An 18414-nucleotide genomic window follows, 5' to 3' on the forward strand; every position below is an offset into this window, starting at 1 on the left:
CCTGTCACGGAGGATGCTCACCCAGCGCTCTAATGCGCCGAAACTGGCCCATGCGAGGGTTGTCAGCCGCGACCGGCGAGGTTCAAACTGGCGGCTTTGTCGTCGGCAGCATGCGGCGTCTTCTTCTATATAGATAAGCTCGGCGCAGGACAGCTTCCTGCGCTCTTTGACCATTTATTCAGGGACCCAGACATGGAACTGGTTGTAAAAAGCGTTAGCCCGGAAACGTTGAAGACCGCCACCCTGGTGGTCGCCGTCGGCGAAGGCCGCAAACTCGGCAGCGTTGCCAAGCAACTCGACGAACTCAGCGGCGGTGCCATCAGCGCCGTACTCAAGCGCGGCGACCTGGCCGGCAAGGTCGGCCAGAGCCTGCTGCTGCACGGCGTGGCCAAGCTCAAGGCCGAGCGGGTGCTGCTGGTAGGCACCGGCAAGGACGGCGAACTGGGCGACCGCCCGTTCCGCAAGATCATCAGCGGCGTGCTCACCACCCTCAAGGGCCTGGGCGGCAGCGACGCCGTGCTGGCGCTGGATGAAGTCGTGGTCAAGGGCCGCGACAGCTACGGCAAGACCCGCCTGCTGGCGGAAACCCTGGTGGACGGTGGTTATGTCTTCGACCGCTACAAGAGCCAGAAGGCCGAGCCCCGCGCCCTGAAGAAAATCACCCTGCTGACCATCAAGGCCGCCGAAGCCGAAGTCCAGCGCGGCGTGACCCATGCCCAGGCCATCGCCAACGGCATGGCCTTTACCCGCGACCTGGGCAACCTGCCGCCGAACGTCTGCCACCCGACCTTCCTCGGCGAACAGGCCAAGGCCCTGGGCAAGGAGTTCAAGGGCCTGAAGGTCGAGGTCCTCGACGAGAAGAAGATCAAGGAACTGGGCATGGGCTCGTTCTATGCCGTGGGCCAGGGCAGCGACCAGCCGCCACGCCTGATCGTCATGCAGTACAACGGCGGCAAGAAGTCCGAGAAGCCGTTCGCCCTGGTGGGCAAGGGCATCACTTTCGACACCGGCGGCATCAGCCTCAAGCCGGGCGCCGGCATGGATGAAATGAAGTACGACATGGGCGGCGCCGCCAGCGTGTTCGGCACCCTGCGCGCCGTGCTGGAGCTGAAGCTGCCGATCAACCTGGTGTGCATCCTGGCCTGCGCCGAGAACATGCCCAGCGGTGGCGCCGCGCGCCCTGGCGACATCGTCACCACCATGAGCGGGCAGACCGTGGAGATCCTCAACACCGACGCCGAAGGCCGCCTGGTGCTGTGCGATGCCCTGACCTACTCCGAGCGCTTCAAGCCACAGGCCGTGATCGATATTGCCACCCTCACCGGTGCCTGCGTGGTCGCCCTGGGCGCCCATACTTCGGGCCTGCTGGGCAACAACGACGAACTGATCGGCCAACTGCTCAGCGCCGGTCAGCAAGCCGACGACCGCGCCTGGCAACTGCCGTTGTTCGACGAGTACCAGGAGCAACTGGACAGCCCGTTCGCCGACATCGCCAACATCGGCGGGCCGAAGGCCGGCACCATCACCGCCGCCTGCTTCCTCTCGCGCTTCACCAAGAACCTCAACTGGGCGCACCTGGACATCGCCGGCACTGCCTGGACCAGCGGTGGCAAGGACAAAGGCGCCACTGGCCGTCCGGTCCCCCTGCTGACCCAATACCTGCTGGACCGCGCCAAAGCCTGAAAACCATGACCGCAGGGGGCGCCGCATGAAGGCGGCGCCCTCCTCGGCTCAGGAAGCCCAATGACCAAAGTCGACTTCTATATTCTTCCCAGCGCGGACCCTGCGGCGCGCCTGGATTTTGCCTGCAAGCTCACCGACAAGGCCTGGCGCATGGGCCACCGCATCTACCTGCATTGCAGCGATGCAGAGCAACGGGACGAGCTCGATGCCCGCCTGTGGCGCTTCAAGGGCGAAACCTTCGTCCCCCACGGCCCGGCGGAAAGCGAACCCGAAAGCCTGATCGTCCTCGGCCTCGGCCAGGACCCCGGCCCCCACAATGACCTGCTGGTGAACCTGGACCTGAAAGTGCCGGCCTTCGCCCCGCGTTTTGCCCGGATTGCCGAGGTGGTGGTGGAAGACCCCGCTATTCGTCAGGCGGCCCGCGAGAGTTTCCGTTTCTATCGCGAACAGGGCTATCCTCTGCAAGATCACCGTTTACAGCGACTCTGAGCACCCGATGGACACTCCCAATCCGCTGCAAAAGCCCGCGCACCTGCTGGATGACCTCGAGTCGATCCGTAAACTGCTCGGCGATGAAAACCTGCAACCGCCACTGCTGACCGAGACCGTCAGCAGCGAAGTACAGATTCCCCTGCTGTTCGATATGGTGGGCAACCAGCAGCCGGCCGCTGCCCAAGCCGCTCCTGCCGCACCCGCCAAGGCGCAACCCGCGCCAGCCCCGGCGCAAGTGGCCACCCCCGCGCCGGCTCAAGCGGCAACACCCGCTCCAGCACCTGCAGCGGCGGCCCCCGTCGCCAAGCCTGCCACCGCCAGCAACAACGCCGATGCCTTGCTGCACCTGGACAGCGAACTGCGCGCCGCCGCACAACTGATCATGCAGGACGTGATCGACGACTTCGCGCCGCATATCGAAACCGAGATCAAGCGTCGCCTCGACGCCCGCCTGGAACGCCTGCTCGCAGCGACCACCAGCGGCAAACCATAAGCCACACGCAAAAGCCGGGCCGGGCCATCTTGTCGCTTGCCGCTGGTGGCTTGCTGCCGCCCCCCTCCGCTATACTTCCCGGCTTTTCCTGAATAAATGCCAATAGGGTCCCGCCGCGCATGGATAAGACCTACCAGCCGCACGCCATTGAAACTTCCTGGTACCAGACCTGGGAGTCCGAGAACTACTTCGCCCCGCAAGGCGCGGGCGACTCCTACACCATCATGATCCCGCCGCCGAACGTCACCGGCAGCCTGCACATGGGCCACGGCTTCAACAACGCGATCATGGACGCCCTGATCCGTTTCCGCCGCATGCAGGGTCGCAACACCCTGTGGCAGCCGGGCACCGACCACGCCGGTATCGCCACGCAAATGCTGGTGGAGCGCCAGATCGAAGCCCAGGGCCAGAATCGCCATGACCTGGGCCGGGAAAAATTCCTCGAGAAAGTCTGGGAATGGAAGGATCAGTCCGGGGGCAACATCAGCCGCCAGATCCGCCGCCTGGGCTCCTCCGTCGACTGGAGCCGCGAGCGCTTCACCATGGACGACGGCCTCTCGGAAGCGGTGAAGGAAGCCTTCGTGCGCCTGCACGAAGACGGCCTGATCTACCGCGGCAAGCGCCTGGTGAACTGGGACACCAAGCTGCACACGGCGATTTCCGACCTCGAAGTGGAAAACCACGACGAGAAGGGTTTCCTGTGGAACCTCAAGTACCCACTGGCCGACGGCGCCAAGACAGCCGAAGGCAACGACTACCTGATCGTCGCCACCACCCGTCCGGAAACCATGCTCGGTGACTCCGCCGTCGCGGTGAACCCTGAAGACGAGCGCTACAAGGCCCTGATCGGCAAATTCGTCGAGCTGCCCCTGGTGGGCCGCCGCATCCCGATCATCGCCGACGATTACTGCGACCCCGAGTTCGGCACCGGCTGCGTGAAGATCACCCCGGCCCACGACTTCAACGACTATGAAGTCGGCAAGCGCCACAACCTGCCGCAGCTCAACATCTTCGACAAGAACGCCGCCGTACTGCCGGCCTGCCAGGTGTTCAACCTGGACGGCAGCCTGAACGACAGCGTCGACGGCAAGATCCCGGCCGAGTACGTGGGCCTGGACCGCTTCGAAGCACGCAAGCAGATCGTTGCCGCGTTCGACGCCGCCGGCCTGCTGGTGAGCGTCGACGACCACGCGCTGAAAGTGCCGAAGGGCGACCGTTCCGGCACCGTCATCGAGCCGTGGCTGACCGACCAGTGGTATGTCTCCACCAAGCCGCTGGCAGAACCTGCCATCGCCGCCGTGGAAGACGGCCGCATCGCCTTCGTGCCCAAGCAGTACGAGAACATGTATTTCTCCTGGATGCGCGACATCCAGGACTGGTGCATCAGCCGCCAGCTGTGGTGGGGCCACCGCATTCCGGCCTGGTACGACGAGTCGGGCAAGGTCTATGTCGGCCGCGACGAAGCGGAAGTACGGGCCAAGCACAACCTCGGCCCGGACGTTGCCCTGCAGCAGGACAACGACGTGCTCGACACTTGGTTCAGTTCGGGGCTGTGGACTTTCTCGACCCTGGGCTGGCCAGAGCAGACCGACTTCCTCAAGACCTTCCACCCCACCGACGTGCTGGTCACCGGCTTCGACATCATTTTCTTCTGGGTCGCCCGGATGATCATGCTCACCATGCACCTGGTGAAGAACGAAGACGGCACGCCGCAGGTTCCGTTCAAGACCGTGTACGTGCACGGCCTGGTCCGCGACGGCCAGGGCCAGAAGATGTCCAAGTCCAAGGGCAACGTCCTCGACCCGCTGGACATCATCGACGGTATTGACCTGGAAACCCTGGTGCAGAAGCGCACCACCGGCCTGATGCAGCCCAAACTGCAGAAAGCCATCGAGAAGCAGACCCGCGCCGAATTCGCCGACGGCATCGCCAGCTACGGCACCGACGCCCTGCGCTTCACCTTCTGCTCCCTGGCCACCACTGGTCGCGACATCAAGTTCGACATGGGCCGCGTCGAGGGTTACCGCAACTTCTGCAACAAGATCTGGAACGCCGCGCGCTACGTGCTGGACAAGGGCGAGGACTGCGGCCAGAACGGCGAAGCTTACGAGCTGTCCCTGGCGGACCGCTGGATCATTTCGCAGCTGCAGCGCACTGAAGCCGAAGTCACCCGCCAACTCGACCAGTTCCGTTTCGACCTGGCCGCCCAGGCCCTGTACGAGTTCATCTGGAACCAGTACTGCGACTGGTACCTGGAGCTGTCCAAGCCGGTGCTGTGGGACGAGAACTCGCCGGTTGAACGCCAGCGCGGCACCCGTCGCACCCTGGTGCGCGTGCTGGAAGTGGCGCTGCGCCTGGCGCATCCGTTCATGCCGTTCATCACCGAGGAAATCTGGCAGCGCCTGGCGCCGTTGGCAGGCAGCACCGGCAAGACCATCATGCTGCAACCTTGGCCGGTGGCTAACGAAACCCGCATCGACCAAGGCGCCGAGGACGACATCGAATGGCTCAAGGGCCTGATGCTCGGCACGCGCAACATTCGCGCGGAAATGAACATCGGCCCGGGCAAGCCCCTGGCCCTGTTCCTGAAGAACGTCAGCGCCGAAGACCAGCGTCGCCTGACCGAGAACGAAGCCTTGCTGAAGAAGCTGGCCCGTCTCGAGTCCATCACTGTGTTGGCTGCCGGCGACGAAGCGCCGCTGTCCGCCACAGCCCTGGTGGGTGAGATGGAAGTGCTGGTGCCCATGGCCGGCCTGATCGACAAGGGCGCCGAACTGGCACGCCTGGACAAGGAAATCCAGCGCCTGCGAGGCGAAGTGCAGCGAGTGGGCGGCAAGCTGTCCAACCCGTCCTTCGTCGACAAGGCCCCGGCCGAAGTGATCGAGAAGGAACGCGCCAAACTGACCGAGGCCGAACAGGCCCTGGGCAAGCTGGCGGAGCAGCACGCACGGATCTCCAGCCTGTAACGGCGATTCGCGCAGTGTGAAAGAGGGAGGCCGCAAAGGCCTCCCTTTTTTATTGGCGGCAGATCGCTTTCGCTGGCAAGCCAGCTCCTACCAGTAGACGGTGCTTTGGCAGGGGCCGGCTGCCGACGGCGAAGCCTCACGCCCCAACGCCGCAAGATATGGGACAATGCCCGCCACTTTGAACCACCCCCGAATCGATCCCCCATGACCGCCCCCAGCACCCCCAAGCCTTCGCGCAAAAAGCCCAAGCCTGCCTCCCCAGCCAAGCCCGCCACGCCCCGGGAAAAGGCCAGCCTGCATCCGCGCAATCGTCACCAGGGGCGTTACGACTTCCCGCAACTGATCAAGAGCACCCCGGAGCTGGGGCAATTCGTGATCCTCAATCCCTATGGCAAGGAAAGCATCGATTTTGCCGACCCGGCCGCCGTGCGGGTATTCAACCGGGCCCTGCTCAAGGCCTTCTACGGCATCGCCCACTGGGATATTCCGGCGGACTTCCTCTGCCCACCAGTGCCCGGTCGCGCTGACTATGTGCACTTCCTCGCCGATCTGCTGGCCAGCCACAACCAGGGTGAAATCCCTCGTGGCGCGGCCGTGCGGGTCCTGGATGTCGGCGTCGGCGCCAACTGCATCTACCCCCTGATCGGCTACAGCGACTACCGCTGGCAGTTCCTCGGCTCGGACATCGACAGCACCGCCCTGGCCGCGGCCAAGGCGATTGTCCAGGCCAACGGCTTGAACAAGGCCATCAGCCTGCGCCAGCAGGGCAATCCCAAGCAGATCCTCACCGGCCTGCTGGACAGCACCGAGCGTTTCGACCTGACGATGTGCAACCCGCCCTTCCATGCCTCCCTGGACGAAGCCACCCGCGGCAGCCAGCGTAAATGGCGGGCCCTGGGCAAGGCCGACCCCAAGCGCAAATTGCCGGTGCTGAATTTCGGCGGGCAGGCCCGGGAGCTCTGGTGCGAAGGCGGCGAGATCCGCTTTGTCAGCCAGTTGATCAGTGAAAGCGCCAGCGTCGGCCAACAGGTACTGTGGTTCAGCACCCTGGTGTCGAAGGCCTCTAACCTGCCGGCGATTGAAAGCGCGCTGAAAAAGGCCGGAGCCCTGGAAAGCCAGGTGGTGGAAATGTCCCAGGGGCAGAAACAGAGCCGCTTCGTCGCCTGGACCTTCAAGGACAAGGCACAGCAACAGGCCTGGGGTCAGGAACGCTGGGTTAGGAAGAACTAGAGAGGCGGGGAATTCAAAGACGATTCACCTTGCGTGAATCGGTATCACACAAACCGTGCCCGGAAGACTTCTGAGCACGGTTTCACTGCAAGTATTACTTGTTAACAGCGTCGGTCAGGCCTTTAGCCACAACCAGCTTGATAACTTTCTTGGCAGCGATTTCGATGGCAGCGCCAGTCGATGGGTTACGGCCAGTACGGGCAGGACGCTCGGTCACTTTCAGTTTGCCGATACCTGGCAGAGTGATTTCGCCGCCATTTTCCAATTGATCAGCAACGATCTGAGCCAGTTGGTCCAGGGCGTTACGCGCGGTGGTTTTCGGCGCGTCGATAGCTTCAGCGATATCAGCGATCAGTTGGTCTTTAGTAATAGCCATTGTGGTGTTCCTTCCCTATCAAATTCATTTGGATTGCAGAGTGCAGTGTCAGCCATCGAGCCAGATCTTGTGAATCTGGCACCCCGGTTACAACCACGACAGATCGGGGTTATAGATACCGAAATCAGGGTTTGGTTCGACCCGACAAATGCTGAATGCACGCTTAACGCTGAGACATCGCGTAAGACGGGGCAAAACTAGCACACAGACGGGGAAATATCCGCCTCTACCTAGCCATTTGGTCAGCTTTATTGCTCTAAATCGGTAAAAAAATGCATAAGCCTTACCGACGAGCCGTTCATCACCCGGCAAACCGCGCCAAAACCAGCGGGTGCGGTACACTGGGCACTTTTTCGGGGAGCCCGCCCTCCCCCTTCAATCAGCCGAGAAGCCCATGCCGATCCGTCATTGCATCGTCCACCTGATCGACAAAAAACCCGACGGCAGCCCAGCAGTCCTGCACGCCCGCGATTCCGAACTGGCAGAGTCCGCGGCCATCGAGAACATGCTCGCCGATCTCAATGAAAGCTATAACGCCAAACAGGGCAAAGCCTGGGGCCTGTTCCACCCCGAGTCCGGTGCGTTCCCCTTCAGCGGCTGGCTGAAGGAGTACCTGGACGGCGGCCAGGACTTCACCGCGTTCAGCCGGGTGGCGGTGGAGCATCTGCAGAAGCTGATGGAAGAGTCCAACCTGTCGGTGGGCGGCCACGTACTGTTCGCCCACTACCAGCAAGGCATGACCGACTACCTGGCGATCGCCCTGCTGCACCACAGCGAGGGCGTGGCGGTGACCGACCAGCTGGACGTGACGCCGTCGCGCCACCTGGACCTGGGCCAGTTGCATCTGGCGGCGCGGATCAACATCTCCGAATGGCAGAACAACAAGCAGTCCAAGCAGTACATCTCCTTTATCAAGGGCAAGAACGGCAAGAAGGTCTCGGAGTATTTCCGCGACTTCATCGGCTGCCAGGAAGGTGTCGACGGCCCGGGCGAGACCCGCACCCTGCTCAAGGCCTTCAGCGACTTCGTGGAAAGCGAGGACCTGCCGGAAGACTCGGCCCGGGAGAAGACCAAGACCCTGGTGGACTACGCCAGCAGCCAGGCCAAGCTCGGCGAACCCATGGGCCTGGAAGAACTCTCGGAACTGATCGACGAGGATCGCCCCAAGGCGTTCTACGATCACATCCGCAACAAGGACTACGGGCTGTCGCCGGAGATCCCGGCGGACAAGCGCACCCTGAACCAGTTCCGCCGCTTCACCGGTCGCGCCGAGGGCCTGTCCATCAGTTTCGAGGCCCATCTGCTGGGTTCGAAGATCGAGTACGACGAAGAAGCCGGGACCCTGATCATCAAGGGCCTGCCCACCCAACTGACCGACCAGCTCAAGCGCCGTAACTGATGCTCCAGGGGGTATTGAAGAAGTTCCTGCTGATCCTGCTGGTGGTGGTGACCTACCAGCACTGGGGCAAGATCGAACGGCTGTTCAACCCTTCGGCAATGGTCAGCGAAGAGACCCGCGAGCATGCCCGGGTGGTGCTGTACGCCACCGACTGGTGCGGCTACTGCAAGGCCACCCGGCGCTTTCTCGATCAGAAGGGCATTCCCTTCCGGGAATTCGACATCGAGAAAGACGCCGCGGCACGCCAGGCCTACACCGCCCTGGGCGGTGCCGGGATTCCGATCCTGGACGTGAATGGCACCCTGATCCGCACCTACGACCCCGACGCAATCATGGCCGCGCTGAAGCCCTAGGAGCCGTTTCGCTTGCCAGCGAAGGGGGCGGCCGCTCTGGGAACGCCTTCGCAGGCAAGCCAGCTCCTGCAGATATGCATCACTGGGCCTGGATGCGAAAGCCCAGCCGTGGGAAGTGCACGTGGACCACACCGGCACGTGGATCTTCACGGCGCAGGATCAGCTCTTCAGTACCGGCGAACAGCAACTCGCCCGCCACCGGGTCGACACCGTAGTCAGTCGCGGCAATCACCACCTGCTGGCCCGCCTTGAAGCCGTTGGGGTCGACGAACTGTTCATCCGGCAGCGCCGCCGGGGTGGCACTGCGCGAGACCTCGAGGGCCTCTTCGGCGCTCATTTCGGTGAAGGAGCCATGCCCGAAACCCAGGACCCGCGCCAGCCAGCCAGCAACCGCCGGGTAGTCGTCCACCAGCGGCGCGGTCACCGGCGTGCCCTTGAGGAACCACAGCGGGTGAGCCAGGGCAATATCGGCAATCGACGGTTGGCCAAACAGGAAGTCCCCGGGCTCGCGCTGCAACTGCTGCTCCAGGCGCGCCATGAGGGTCGGCCACTGATGCTTGGCCACCTCCAGAGGGAGCCGGCTGGCGCTGCCGCCACTGAACAGCCCGGCACGGTCGGCCATGAAGGCCTTGACCGCTTCCGGCGGCAGCTTGCCGAAACGCACGGCTGCGGATTCAGGCTGGAATACCAGGGTCACCGCGTGCTGGAACACTACCGAATCGACCCAGGCGGCGAAGGCCGCACTGATCATTTCCTGGCCTTCGGGAAACAGCGCAGGCGAGGATTTTTCCTGTTCCAGGCGGCGCGCGATCAAGGCCGTGTCGCAATAGATATCCGCGCCGACCTGCAACACCGGGGTCTTGCGATAGCCACCGGTCAGGGCGGTCAGGTCGGGCTTGGGCATCACCGGGGAAATCTTCACCGAGCGCCAGGACAGACCCTTGAAACCCAGCAGCAAGCGGGCTTTTTCCGCAAAGGGAGAGGTCGGGTAATGGTGGAGAATCAACTCTGACATGCTGGGGTCCGCCGGAAGAGGGAGAGCGCTGAGCTTAGCGCGCAATCCGTGGACGGCCTACAGATCCGGCTGATGAGAACCTATCAGTCAGATTGATGCCGCGGCGGTGGCCGAAGCCACCAGGCATTCCTTGGCACTCTTCCTGAGCTTCTTGATCAGCCGCTCCTGGCGCAAGGCTTCGCCCTTGTCCCGGCAAGCCTCGGTATAGACCAGCGCCACCGCCGGGCTGGAGAGAAAGAAACGCGCGCCCTTGCCGCTCTGGTGCTTGGCGAAGCGCTTCACCGGGTCGTCGCTGATACCGCAGTACAGGGCACCGTTGGCCGCCCGCACCAGATACACGAACCAGGGCTTGGCGTCAGTGGCAGGCTGCGCCGTTTCGGCACTGGAGGATGAAAGAGGGCTGGTCACAAAAGGTATCGAGGCCTGTGGATAACAAGCCGCGATCTTAGCAGAGGATGGCTTTCAGCGACCGCTCTGGAAGGCCTTGAGCCCCTTGCGCGCCTGGGCTCGAACAGCATTCTTGAGCAGCGGCGTCCAACCCAGCAGCAGGCCCTTGGTGCCCAGGGCCTGGCGCGCCCAACGCCACATGTCGAACTGATCGTGATGCTCGCAGATCTTGCCGTCGCGAAACACGAACCGGGCCTGGATATCGTTGATCACCGTATTGCCGGTCTGGCTGAACAGGTAGGTGGCAACCCAGTGCGCGCCGCCGGAATTCGAGTCGGCACGCACCTGATCGAAAGTCAGGGAAAAGTCCTTGGCACGGGAGGTGAGCATGCGCCACATATCGCCGGCATCACGCCCGCGCAACTCGCCGAACGCCGGGTCACTGAACAGCACATCCTCGGTGTAGCAGGCGCTCATGGCCTCGGCATCCAGACGCTGGAAAGCCTGATAGAACTCGGTGATCAGGGCGCGATGGGCATCACTCATGAACGGACTCCGAAAGGGCAAGAGGGATGCAGCACAATAATCCGCAACCCCGGCGAACACTATCGGCATTTACCGGGCAAATAGCGCAAGCAAGGCCCGTCAGATTCTCTCGCTCTGCACCTGCACATGCAGCGAACGACCGGCGCCCAGCCCGGCAATGATCGCACCGCAGCCCAACACCGCGAAAATCCAGCCCACAGCGTTCCAGCCCCCGGTCCAGTCGTGCACTAGGCCCACCGCAAACGGCCCCATGGAAGCCAGGGTGTAGCCGATGCCCTGGGCCATGCTCGACAGGTTGGCCGCCACATGGGGGTCCCGGGAGCGCAGCACGATCAGGGTCAGGGCCAGGCTGAAGGTGCCGCCCTGCCCCAGGCCCAGCAGGACCGCCCAGCCCCACAGGCCCTCGATGGGCGCGTACAGGCAACCGAACAGGCCGCCCAGGGTCATCAGCATGACAATCACGATGGCCAGGCGCTGGTCCTTGCCCCGGGTCGCCAGCCAGGGCGCCGCCAGAGAACTGGCCAATTGCACGATCACCGAACCGGACAGCACCAGCCCGGCCTGGGTCGGGGTCAGCCCACGGCCGATCAGGATCGACGGCAACCAGCCAAACACGATGTACGCCAGGGAGGATTGCAGGCCCATGTACAGGGTTACCTGCCAGGCCAGGCGGTCCCGCAACAGGCCGCGCACGCGAAAGGCCACATGGTGAGCACCGTGCTTGTGCCCGACCTGAGGCAACCAGAACAGGGCCGCCACCAGCGCCGGCACCACCCAGAAGCCCAGCCCCATGGCCCAACTGCCCCCGAAATGCTGGCTCAGAGGTACCGTGGCCCCCGCCGCCATCGCCGCACCCAGGCACAGGGCCATGGTGTAGACCCCGGTCATGGTGCCCGCGTGCCGGGCGAAGTCACGCTTGACGATACCCGGCAGCAGCACCCCGATCACGCCGATGCTGGCGCCGGCCAGGATGCTCCCGGCAAACACTCCGACCTCACCGAAGGAACTGCGCAGCACAATGCCCAGGGCCAGGGTCATGAGGATGCCCAGCACCACCCGCTCGGCGCCGAAGCGCCGGGCCAGCAGCGGCGCCAAAGGCGCGAACAGCCCCAGGCACAGCACCGGCAAGGTAGTCAGCAGCCCGGCCTTGGCGGCCGATAGCCCCAGGTGCTGCGACACATCACTGAGCAGTGGCGCCATGCTCGACAGCGCCGGACGCAGGTTCAGCGCCACCAGGATCAGCCCCAGCAGCAACAGCCAGGGGCGCTGCAGAGGCGGTGGAGCCTGCTGCACCTCCTCATCATCAGCCTCGGCGTCGATCAGCAGCTCTTCGAGCTCGGCAGAACGCCGAGGCGAGGACGGGGTTTTCGCAGGTACCGTTTGATTGGACATGGAGGTCTCGGACTCAGGATTCGTTGATCAGCTGGCGGGAAATGTTCTTGGCCCGTTCGGGGTCGCGTTGCTCGATGGCATCCAGCAGGTGTTGGTGCCGATCGAAGACTTCCTGACGCCTGGGGGTCACGGTCAGGGTCTGGCGCAACTGGGCGCCGACCACGCTGGAGAAATAGCGATACAGCTGGCTGAGGGTCGGGTTGTGGGCGGCGTCCACCAGGCGCTGGTGAAACACCAGGTCGCAGGCGATGTAGCTTTCCAGGTCGCCATGAAAGTGCCCGCCGCTAACGGCCAGCGCATCGCTCAGGGCGTGCAGGTCCTCGTCGGTGCGGCGCAGGGCGGCCAGGCCGACGGCCTCCACTTCCAGAATGTGGCGGGTTTCCCGGGCCTGCTCCAGGGAGCACTGGGACAGTGCCTGGAGCATGTCCAAGGGATCGGCCACCGCCCGCAGGTAACTGCCGTCACCCTGGCGGATCTCGATCAGCCCGGAAAACGCCAGTACTCGCAGGGCCTCGCGCACGGTGTTGCGGCTGATGCCCAGCTCACTGGCCAGTTCCGGTTCGGTGGGCAGGCGCTGGCCCACGACCCAGGCGCCATTGGTGATGCGCAGGCGCAGTTGCTCCAGGGCCTGGTCGACCAGGGAACGTTTGATCAGGGGGGATATTTCGCTCATTGAACTCACTCTTTCATCCAATCATCGGACGAATTGCCTGGCATGGTATTCAGACCTTTCCCAGAGTTCAACGTTTTAGGCTGGTGCAGGCACTTTCGCCATTTCAAACAGGCCTTGACAAAAAACCCTTTAAGGGTAATTTCGAGTCAGCCTCAAGGGTGTCTCATGGAAAAGAAAACACCTCACTATGACCTGTCGCTGATCAAGGCACAGGTCGTTCGGCAAGGGGCGCAAGCCTTCACTCGAAGCGCGTTGCTCTGCGGCAAGGAACTCGGATTGTCCTTGGCGGCCATGCAACGAGTGATAGCCGGACTCCAGGGCAGCATGTTCTACAAATCGATGACCACCTATCACGATCACCGGGTGTGGCAGGACGTGTATTACACCGGCATCGATAACCGGACGCTCTACATCAAGATCACCCAGCGCCCCGGCATAGGGCCTCCAGTGATCTCCTTCAAGGAGGCACAAGCATGAAACGACAACAGTGCTACAGCTGCGGCGCTCCCACCGGCATGCTGGCGTTCGAGCAGCGCAGCGAGCTTATCGACTACCGGCATCTGCAGCGTCACCTCCATGGCCTGGCGGGTTGGGAATGCCAGGAGTGCGGTGAGATCGAATTCGACGCACCGAGCGCAGAACGTTACGCCGCCGCGGGCGACCAATTGCTGGAGGATTACCGGCAGATCGTCGCCGCCGACATGAAGCGCATCCGCCGCAAGCTGCACCTTTCCCAGAAAGAAGCGGTCAGGCTGCTGTCGGGTGGCGGGCACAATGCCTTTTCCCGTTATGAGCGCGGCGAAGTCGGTGCCCCTCAACCGCTGTACATGCTGATGCGCCTGCTGGATCGCCACCCGCAGTTGATGAAGGACGTACTGGAGCTCAGCGAGCCGCAACTGGCGCCCTCAGCCTTGAGCGACCAACCCGAACCACAGCTCGGCGCTGCCGGCCGTTGAACGCCGGGCAAAAATAAACCCGGAGCCAGTCCGGGTTTATCGTCAGCGCAGGCCCCGCTGCAGCATCAATGCAGGATCTGGCTCAGGAACAGCTTGGTACGGTCGTTCTGCGGGTTGTCGAAGAAGTCGTTGGGCGCCGCCTGCTCGACGATCTCGCCCTTGTCCATGAAGATCACCCGGTTGGCCACGGTGCGGGCAAAGCCCATTTCGTGGGTCACGCAGAGCATGGTCATGCCGTCTTCGGCCAGGCCGATCATGGTGTCCAGCACCTCCTTGACCATCTCCGGGTCGAGGGCCGAGGTGGGCTCGTCAAAGAGCATGATCTTAGGCTTCATGCACAACGCCCGGGCAATCGCCACCCGTTGCTGCTGGCCACCGGAGAGCTGGCCAGGGTACTTGTTGGCCTGCTCCGGAATGCGCACTCGCTCCAGGTAATGCATGGCGATTTCCTCGGCCTTGCGCTTGGGCATCTTGCGTACCCACATCGGCGCCAACGTGCAGTTCTGCAAAATGGTCAGGTGCGGGAACAGGTTGAAGTGCTGGAACACCATGCCCACTTCCCGGCGAATGGCCTCGATCTGCTTGAGGTCGTTGGTCAGTTCCACGCCGTCCACCACGATGCGCCCCTGCTGGTGTTCTTCCAGGCGGTTGAGGCAGCGGATGGTGGTGGATTTGCCCGACCCCGAAGGCCCGCACAGGACAATGCGTTCGCCTTGGCGGACGTTGAGGTTGATGTCCTTCAACACGTGGAACTGGCCGTACCACTTGTTCACACCCTGCATCTGAATAATGCCTTCAGGGCCCACAGGCTTTTTGCTCGCTTCACTCATGGAGATACTCCTAACGCTTGTGGCCTGTGTCCAACTTACGCTCCAGGTGCATGGAGTAGCGGGACATACCAAAACAGAAAATCCAGAACACCAGGGCCGCGAAGACATAGCCTTCAGTGGCCATGCCCAGCCATTTGGGGTCGGCGGCGGCCTGTTTGACGCTGTTGAGCAGGTCGAACAGGCCAATGATGATCACCAGGCTGGTGTCCTTGAACAGGGCGATGAAGGTGTTGACGATGCCGGGAATCACCAGCTTCAGGGCCTGCGGCAGAATCACCAGGCCCATGGCGCGCCAGTAGCCCAGGCCCATGGCCGCAGCCGCTTCGTACTGGCCCTTGGGAATGGCCTGCAAGCCACCCCGCACCACCTCGGCCACATAGGCCGACTGGAACAGGATCACCCCGATCAGCGCACGCAACAGCTTGTCGAAATTCATGCCTTCGGGCAGGAACAGCGGCAGCATCACCGAGGACATGAACAGCACGGTGATCAGCGGCACGCCGCGCCAGAACTCGATGAAGGTCACGCAGACTACGCGGATCGCCGGCAGGTTGGAGCGCCTTCCCAATGCCAGCAGGATTCCCAGCGGCAGTGCCCCGGCGATGCCCACGGTGGCAATCACCAGGGTCAGCATCAGGCCACCCCACTGGCTGGTGGCCACCGTGCTCAGGCCCAGGTAACCGCCGTGCAACAGGCTGTAGGCAATGATCGGGTAACCCACCAGGAAGCACAGCCCGTAGATCGCCTTGCGCGGGAAGCGCGAGATGAACAACGGTGCGGCACCGATCACCGCCAGCCACACGCTCAGGTCCACTCGCCAGCGCAGTTCCACCGGGTAGTAGCCGTACATGAACTGGCCGAAGCGCTGCTGGATGAACACCCAGCAGGCGCCGCCCCTGGTGCAGTCGGCGCGAGAGGTACCGACCCAGTTGGCGTCGAGAATCGCCCAATGCAGCAGCGGCGGCACCACCAGGTAGATCAGGTAGAAGGCAAACAGGGTCAACAGGGTATTGAGCCAGTTGGAGAACATGTTGGCGCGCATCCACGCCAGCACGCCGATACTGCGGCTGGGCGGCGGCATATCGGGCTTGAAGGTATGAGTCGTCATGGGCGCTTCCTCACCGCTCGATCAGCGCAATGCGCTTGTTGTACCAGTTCATCAGCAGGGAAATGCTGATGCTGATCGCCAGGTACACGCTCATGGTGATGGCAATGACCTCAATGGCCTGGCCGGTCTGGTTGAGCACCGTGCCGGCGAACAGCGAAACCATTTCCGGGTAGCCGATACCCGCGGCCAGGGAAGAGTTCTTCGCCAGGTTCAGGTATTGGCTGGTCAGCGGCGGAATGATCACCCGCAGGGCCTGGGGAATGATCACCTTGCGCAGGGTAGGGCCGTTGCGCAGCCCCAGGGAGCGGGCCGCCTCGGTCTGGCCGTGGCTCACCGACTTGATCCCGGACCGCACGATCTCGGCGATGAACGCCGCGGTGTAGACAGTCAGGGCCAGGGTCAGGGCCAGCAGCTCGGGAATCAGTACCCAGCCGCCGACGAAATTGAACCCCGCCAGCTTCGGCATCTCCCAGTGCACCGGCGAGCCGAAGATCAGCGTGCACAACGCGGGAATCACCAACAGCAGGCCCAGGCCGCTCCAGAACTTGTGAAAAGGCACGCCGGTGGCCTCAAAGCGCCGGTTGGCCCAGCGGCACATCAGCGCGATGGCGCCGATGGCCAGGACCAGGCTTGCGACAAACGCCCAGAAACCGGGGGCCATCTGCGCCGCCGGCATGTTCAGGCCGCGGCTGCTGACAAAGAACATATCGCCAAAGTTGTGGCTGTTGCGCGGCCCCGGCATGGTCAGGAATACCGCGAAGTACCAGAACAGGATCTGCAGCAGCGGCGGAATGTTGCGGAACACTTCCACATACACCGTCGCCAGCTTGCTGATGATCCAGTTCGGCGATAGCCGCGCCACACCGATGATGAACCCCAGCAGGGTCGCGAGGATCACCCCGATAAAGGTCACCAGCAGGGTGTTGAGCAGGCCGATGACGAACACCCGGGCATAACTGTCCGCTTCGGTGTAGGCAATCAGGTGTTGCGCGATGCCGAACCCGGCGCTGCGCTCGAGAAAGTCGAAACCCGAGGTGATCCCTCGGTGCTGGAGGTTGGTTTGCGTGTTGTCGAACAGAAACCATCCCAGCGAAACCACCGCCACCAGGGTGATGATCTGGAACAGCCAGGCGCGCGCACGCGGGTCGCTGAGGCTAAGCCTCTGCTTGGGTGCGCCGATTGTATTTTGCATGAAGTGCCCCAGGAATAATGGAACAGAACATCACCCGGCGGTTGGCCCGCCGGGTGATAGAACCATCAGCGCACAGGTGGTGCGTATTGGATGCCGCCGTTGTTCCACAGCGCGTTCAGGCCGCGGTCGATGGCCAGTGGCGTGCTCTTGCCGAGGTTTTTCTCGAACACTTCACCGTAGTTACCTACTTGCTTGACGATCTGCACCACCCAGTCCTTCGGCAGCTTCAGGTCTTTGCCGTATTCACCGTCCGCGCCCAGCAGACGTGCAACATCAGGGTTCTTGGTGGATTTGGCTTCAGCCTCGACGTTCTTCGAGGTGACGCCCGCCTCTTCGGCGTTGAGCATGGCGAACAGGGTCCACTTGACGATGCTGAACCACTCTTCGTCGCCCTTGCGCACCACCGGGCCCAGGGGCTCCTTGGAGATGGTTTCCGGCAGAACGACATAGTCGGTAGGGGTTGCCAGCTTGCTGCGCTGTGCGTAGAGCTGGGATTTGTCGGAGGTCAGTACGTCGCAACGCCCGGACTCCAGGGACTTGGCGCTTTCGTCAGAGGTATCGAAAGTGATCGGGGTGTATTTCAGACCATTGCCGCGGAAGTAGTCCGACACGTTCAGTTCGGTAGTAGTACCGGCTTGAATACAGATAGTCGCACCGTCCAGCTCTTTGGCGCTTTTTACGCCCAGTTTTTTGTTCACCAGGAAACCGATGCCGTCGTAATAGGTGACGCCGGCGAACACCAGGCCCATGCCCGCATCGCGGGAACTGGTCCAGGTGGTGTTGCGCGACAGCACGTCGATCTCGCCGGACTGCAGCGCAGTGAAGCGCTCCTTGGCGTTCAACTGGCTGAACTTGACCTTGGTCGCATCGCCGAACACCGCAGCCGCCACCGCGCGGCAAACGTCGGCATCGATGCCGAGGATCTTGCCGGTGGCATCCGGTACCGAGAAGCCCGGCAAACCGTCACTGACGCCGCATTGCACGAATCCTTTCTTCTGTACTGCATCGAGGGTCGCACCCGCCTGTGCGAAACCGCTCATACCCAGCACCGTTGCTGCCGTGACGGCAGCCAGGGTGGATTTCAACATCTTCATTCAAACCTCCAATTTTGCTCTTGTTGTGTCGGAGCTTGAGTCCTGCCGCCCCCTCATGAGGCGCTGTTGACCCGTGTCGGCTTTTTTATGGGGTCAAGCGGCGTAAGACCTTAGCTATGAGTCTAGTAGGAGAAATCCACGTAATAGGGGGCCTACATCTCACCAATCGGCCGAACGGGCTGTAGCCCTTCGCAGTTCGCAAAGCCCGTAGCGGCCAGTGGCGAACCTT

Annotated in this window: 19 protein-coding genes; 9 read left to right on the plus strand and 10 right to left on the minus strand. The window is 62.8% G+C overall.

Annotated elements, in window-relative coordinates:
- The first annotated feature begins 192 nt into the window (after positions 1 to 192).
- From ACUXVH_RS07990 to rlmF, 5 genes are all read left to right on the plus strand, one after another.
- Positions 193 to 1683: a leucyl aminopeptidase gene (locus ACUXVH_RS07990; protein ID WP_065364580.1), complete on the plus strand. Its 1491-nt coding sequence runs from the start codon at positions 193 to 195 to the stop codon at positions 1681 to 1683.
- A 60-nt stretch (positions 1684 to 1743) separates the two neighbouring features.
- Positions 1744 to 2172, plus strand: coding sequence for a DNA polymerase III subunit chi (locus ACUXVH_RS07995; protein WP_015634262.1), 429 nt, complete (start codon positions 1744 to 1746; stop codon positions 2170 to 2172).
- 7 nt (positions 2173 to 2179) lie between these two features.
- A complete protein-coding gene (locus tag ACUXVH_RS08000; RefSeq protein WP_053156481.1) occupies positions 2180 to 2668 on the plus strand; it encodes a hypothetical protein in 489 nt (162 codons plus the stop codon).
- 119 nt (positions 2669 to 2787) lie between these two features.
- Positions 2788 to 5634, plus strand: a complete 2847-nt coding sequence (locus ACUXVH_RS08005) for a valine--tRNA ligase (protein WP_445494489.1) — start codon at positions 2788 to 2790, stop codon at positions 5632 to 5634.
- Positions 5635 to 5838: 204 nt separating this feature from the next.
- Positions 5839 to 6864 carry a 23S rRNA (adenine(1618)-N(6))-methyltransferase RlmF gene (rlmF, locus tag ACUXVH_RS08010; protein WP_065364582.1) on the plus strand — a complete coding sequence of 342 codons (1026 nt, stop codon included), beginning with the start codon at positions 5839 to 5841 and terminating at the stop codon, positions 6862 to 6864.
- A gap of 94 nt (positions 6865 to 6958) precedes the next feature.
- Here the strand turns inward: rlmF and ACUXVH_RS08015 are convergent, their stop codons facing one another.
- Positions 6959 to 7240, minus strand: a complete 282-nt coding sequence (locus ACUXVH_RS08015) for an HU family DNA-binding protein (RefSeq protein WP_003440137.1) — start codon at positions 7238 to 7240, stop codon at positions 6959 to 6961.
- A 394-nt stretch (positions 7241 to 7634) separates the two neighbouring features.
- Here ACUXVH_RS08015 and yejK point away from each other — a divergent pair, with 394 nt between their 5' ends.
- Both yejK and ACUXVH_RS08025 read left to right on the plus strand, forming a co-directional pair.
- Positions 7635 to 8639, plus strand: coding sequence for a nucleoid-associated protein YejK (gene yejK / locus ACUXVH_RS08020; RefSeq protein ID WP_011059411.1), 1005 nt, complete (start codon positions 7635 to 7637; stop codon positions 8637 to 8639).
- On the plus strand, positions 8639 to 8992 hold the full coding sequence (locus ACUXVH_RS08025) for a glutaredoxin family protein (protein WP_011059410.1): 354 nt from the start codon (positions 8639 to 8641) through the stop codon (positions 8990 to 8992). The genes yejK and ACUXVH_RS08025 overlap by 1 nt, the downstream gene beginning before the upstream one ends.
- 79 nt (positions 8993 to 9071) lie before the next feature.
- On the opposite strand, the gene ACUXVH_RS08030 is transcribed toward ACUXVH_RS08025, so the two are convergent.
- The 5 genes from ACUXVH_RS08030 to ACUXVH_RS08050 form a co-directional block, all read right to left on the minus strand.
- A complete protein-coding gene (locus ACUXVH_RS08030) occupies positions 9072 to 10007 on the minus strand; it encodes a glutathione S-transferase family protein (RefSeq protein ID WP_015634257.1) in 936 nt (311 codons plus the stop codon).
- Positions 10008 to 10094: 87 nt separating this feature from the next.
- Positions 10095 to 10415, minus strand: coding sequence for a GIY-YIG nuclease family protein (locus tag ACUXVH_RS08035; RefSeq protein ID WP_011059408.1), 321 nt, complete (start codon positions 10413 to 10415; stop codon positions 10095 to 10097).
- 54 nt (positions 10416 to 10469) lie between these two features.
- Complete coding sequence (locus tag ACUXVH_RS08040; RefSeq protein WP_011059407.1) at positions 10470 to 10940, minus strand: nuclear transport factor 2 family protein; 471 nt, start codon at positions 10938 to 10940, stop codon at positions 10470 to 10472.
- Positions 10941 to 11039: 99 nt separating this feature from the next.
- On the minus strand, positions 11040 to 12332 hold the full coding sequence (locus tag ACUXVH_RS08045; protein ID WP_053156472.1) for a CynX/NimT family MFS transporter: 1293 nt from the start codon (positions 12330 to 12332) through the stop codon (positions 11040 to 11042).
- A gap of 13 nt (positions 12333 to 12345) precedes the next feature.
- Positions 12346 to 13005 (minus strand): FadR/GntR family transcriptional regulator, encoded by a 660-nt coding sequence (locus tag ACUXVH_RS08050; protein ID WP_065364583.1) that lies wholly within the window; start codon positions 13003 to 13005, stop codon positions 12346 to 12348.
- A 165-nt stretch (positions 13006 to 13170) separates the two neighbouring features.
- On the opposite strand from ACUXVH_RS08050, the gene ACUXVH_RS08055 reads away from it, so the two are divergent.
- Together ACUXVH_RS08055 and ACUXVH_RS08060 are read left to right on the plus strand one after the other, a co-directional pair.
- Entirely contained in the window at positions 13171 to 13482 is a 312-nt protein-coding gene (locus ACUXVH_RS08055) for a type II toxin-antitoxin system MqsR family toxin (protein WP_011059404.1), read from the plus strand.
- The gene (locus ACUXVH_RS08060) at positions 13479 to 13961 is read left to right on the plus strand and encodes a type II toxin-antitoxin system MqsA family antitoxin (RefSeq protein WP_065364584.1); all 483 of its coding nucleotides are present in this window, start codon (positions 13479 to 13481) and stop codon (positions 13959 to 13961) included. The genes ACUXVH_RS08055 and ACUXVH_RS08060 overlap by 4 nt, the downstream gene beginning before the upstream one ends.
- A gap of 65 nt (positions 13962 to 14026) precedes the next feature.
- On the opposite strand, the gene ACUXVH_RS08065 is transcribed toward ACUXVH_RS08060, so the two are convergent.
- From ACUXVH_RS08065 to ACUXVH_RS08080, 4 genes are all read right to left on the minus strand, one after another.
- Positions 14027 to 14791 (minus strand): amino acid ABC transporter ATP-binding protein, encoded by a 765-nt coding sequence (locus ACUXVH_RS08065; protein ID WP_041116093.1) that lies wholly within the window; start codon positions 14789 to 14791, stop codon positions 14027 to 14029.
- A gap of 10 nt (positions 14792 to 14801) precedes the next feature.
- Positions 14802 to 15899 carry an amino acid ABC transporter permease gene (locus ACUXVH_RS08070; protein ID WP_011059401.1) on the minus strand — a complete coding sequence of 366 codons (1098 nt, stop codon included), beginning with the start codon at positions 15897 to 15899 and terminating at the stop codon, positions 14802 to 14804.
- A gap of 10 nt (positions 15900 to 15909) precedes the next feature.
- Entirely contained in the window at positions 15910 to 17091 is a 1182-nt protein-coding gene (locus tag ACUXVH_RS08075; protein WP_065364585.1) for an amino acid ABC transporter permease, read from the minus strand.
- A 65-nt stretch (positions 17092 to 17156) separates the two neighbouring features.
- The gene (locus tag ACUXVH_RS08080) at positions 17157 to 18185 is read right to left on the minus strand and encodes an amino acid ABC transporter substrate-binding protein (protein WP_011059399.1); all 1029 of its coding nucleotides are present in this window, start codon (positions 18183 to 18185) and stop codon (positions 17157 to 17159) included.
- Between the last annotated feature and the right edge of the window lie 229 nt (positions 18186 to 18414).

This window comes from Pseudomonas sp. 8(2025), from assembly GCF_052665325.1.

Excerpts from the sequence above, each read along its gene's own strand:
- ACUXVH_RS07990 (WP_065364580.1), top strand. The coding sequence starts at position 193 with ATGGAACTGGTTGTAAAAAGCGTTAGCCCGGAAACGTTGAAGACCGCC.
- ACUXVH_RS07995 (WP_015634262.1), top strand. The coding sequence starts at position 1,744 with ATGACCAAAGTCGACTTCTATATTCTTCCCAGCGCGGACCCTGCGGCG.
- ACUXVH_RS08000 (WP_053156481.1), top strand. The coding sequence starts at position 2,180 with ATGGACACTCCCAATCCGCTGCAAAAGCCCGCGCACCTGCTGGATGAC.
- ACUXVH_RS08005 (WP_445494489.1), top strand. The coding sequence starts at position 2,788 with ATGGATAAGACCTACCAGCCGCACGCCATTGAAACTTCCTGGTACCAG.
- rlmF (WP_065364582.1), top strand. The coding sequence starts at position 5,839 with ATGACCGCCCCCAGCACCCCCAAGCCTTCGCGCAAAAAGCCCAAGCCT.
- ACUXVH_RS08015 (WP_003440137.1), bottom strand. The coding sequence starts at position 7,240 with ATGGCTATTACTAAAGACCAACTGATCGCTGATATCGCTGAAGCTATC.
- yejK (WP_011059411.1), top strand. The coding sequence starts at position 7,635 with ATGCCGATCCGTCATTGCATCGTCCACCTGATCGACAAAAAACCCGAC.
- ACUXVH_RS08025 (WP_011059410.1), top strand. The coding sequence starts at position 8,639 with ATGCTCCAGGGGGTATTGAAGAAGTTCCTGCTGATCCTGCTGGTGGTG.
- ACUXVH_RS08030 (WP_015634257.1), bottom strand. The coding sequence starts at position 10,007 with ATGTCAGAGTTGATTCTCCACCATTACCCGACCTCTCCCTTTGCGGAA.
- ACUXVH_RS08040 (WP_011059407.1), bottom strand. The coding sequence starts at position 10,940 with ATGAGTGATGCCCATCGCGCCCTGATCACCGAGTTCTATCAGGCTTTC.
- ACUXVH_RS08045 (WP_053156472.1), bottom strand. The coding sequence starts at position 12,332 with ATGTCCAATCAAACGGTACCTGCGAAAACCCCGTCCTCGCCTCGGCGT.
- ACUXVH_RS08050 (WP_065364583.1), bottom strand. The coding sequence starts at position 13,005 with ATGAGCGAAATATCCCCCCTGATCAAACGTTCCCTGGTCGACCAGGCC.
- ACUXVH_RS08055 (WP_011059404.1), top strand. The coding sequence starts at position 13,171 with ATGGAAAAGAAAACACCTCACTATGACCTGTCGCTGATCAAGGCACAG.
- ACUXVH_RS08060 (WP_065364584.1), top strand. The coding sequence starts at position 13,479 with ATGAAACGACAACAGTGCTACAGCTGCGGCGCTCCCACCGGCATGCTG.
- ACUXVH_RS08065 (WP_041116093.1), bottom strand. The coding sequence starts at position 14,791 with ATGAGTGAAGCGAGCAAAAAGCCTGTGGGCCCTGAAGGCATTATTCAG.
- ACUXVH_RS08070 (WP_011059401.1), bottom strand. The coding sequence starts at position 15,899 with ATGACGACTCATACCTTCAAGCCCGATATGCCGCCGCCCAGCCGCAGT.
- ACUXVH_RS08075 (WP_065364585.1), bottom strand. The coding sequence starts at position 17,091 with ATGCAAAATACAATCGGCGCACCCAAGCAGAGGCTTAGCCTCAGCGAC.
- ACUXVH_RS08080 (WP_011059399.1), bottom strand. The coding sequence starts at position 18,185 with ATGAAGATGTTGAAATCCACCCTGGCTGCCGTCACGGCAGCAACGGTG.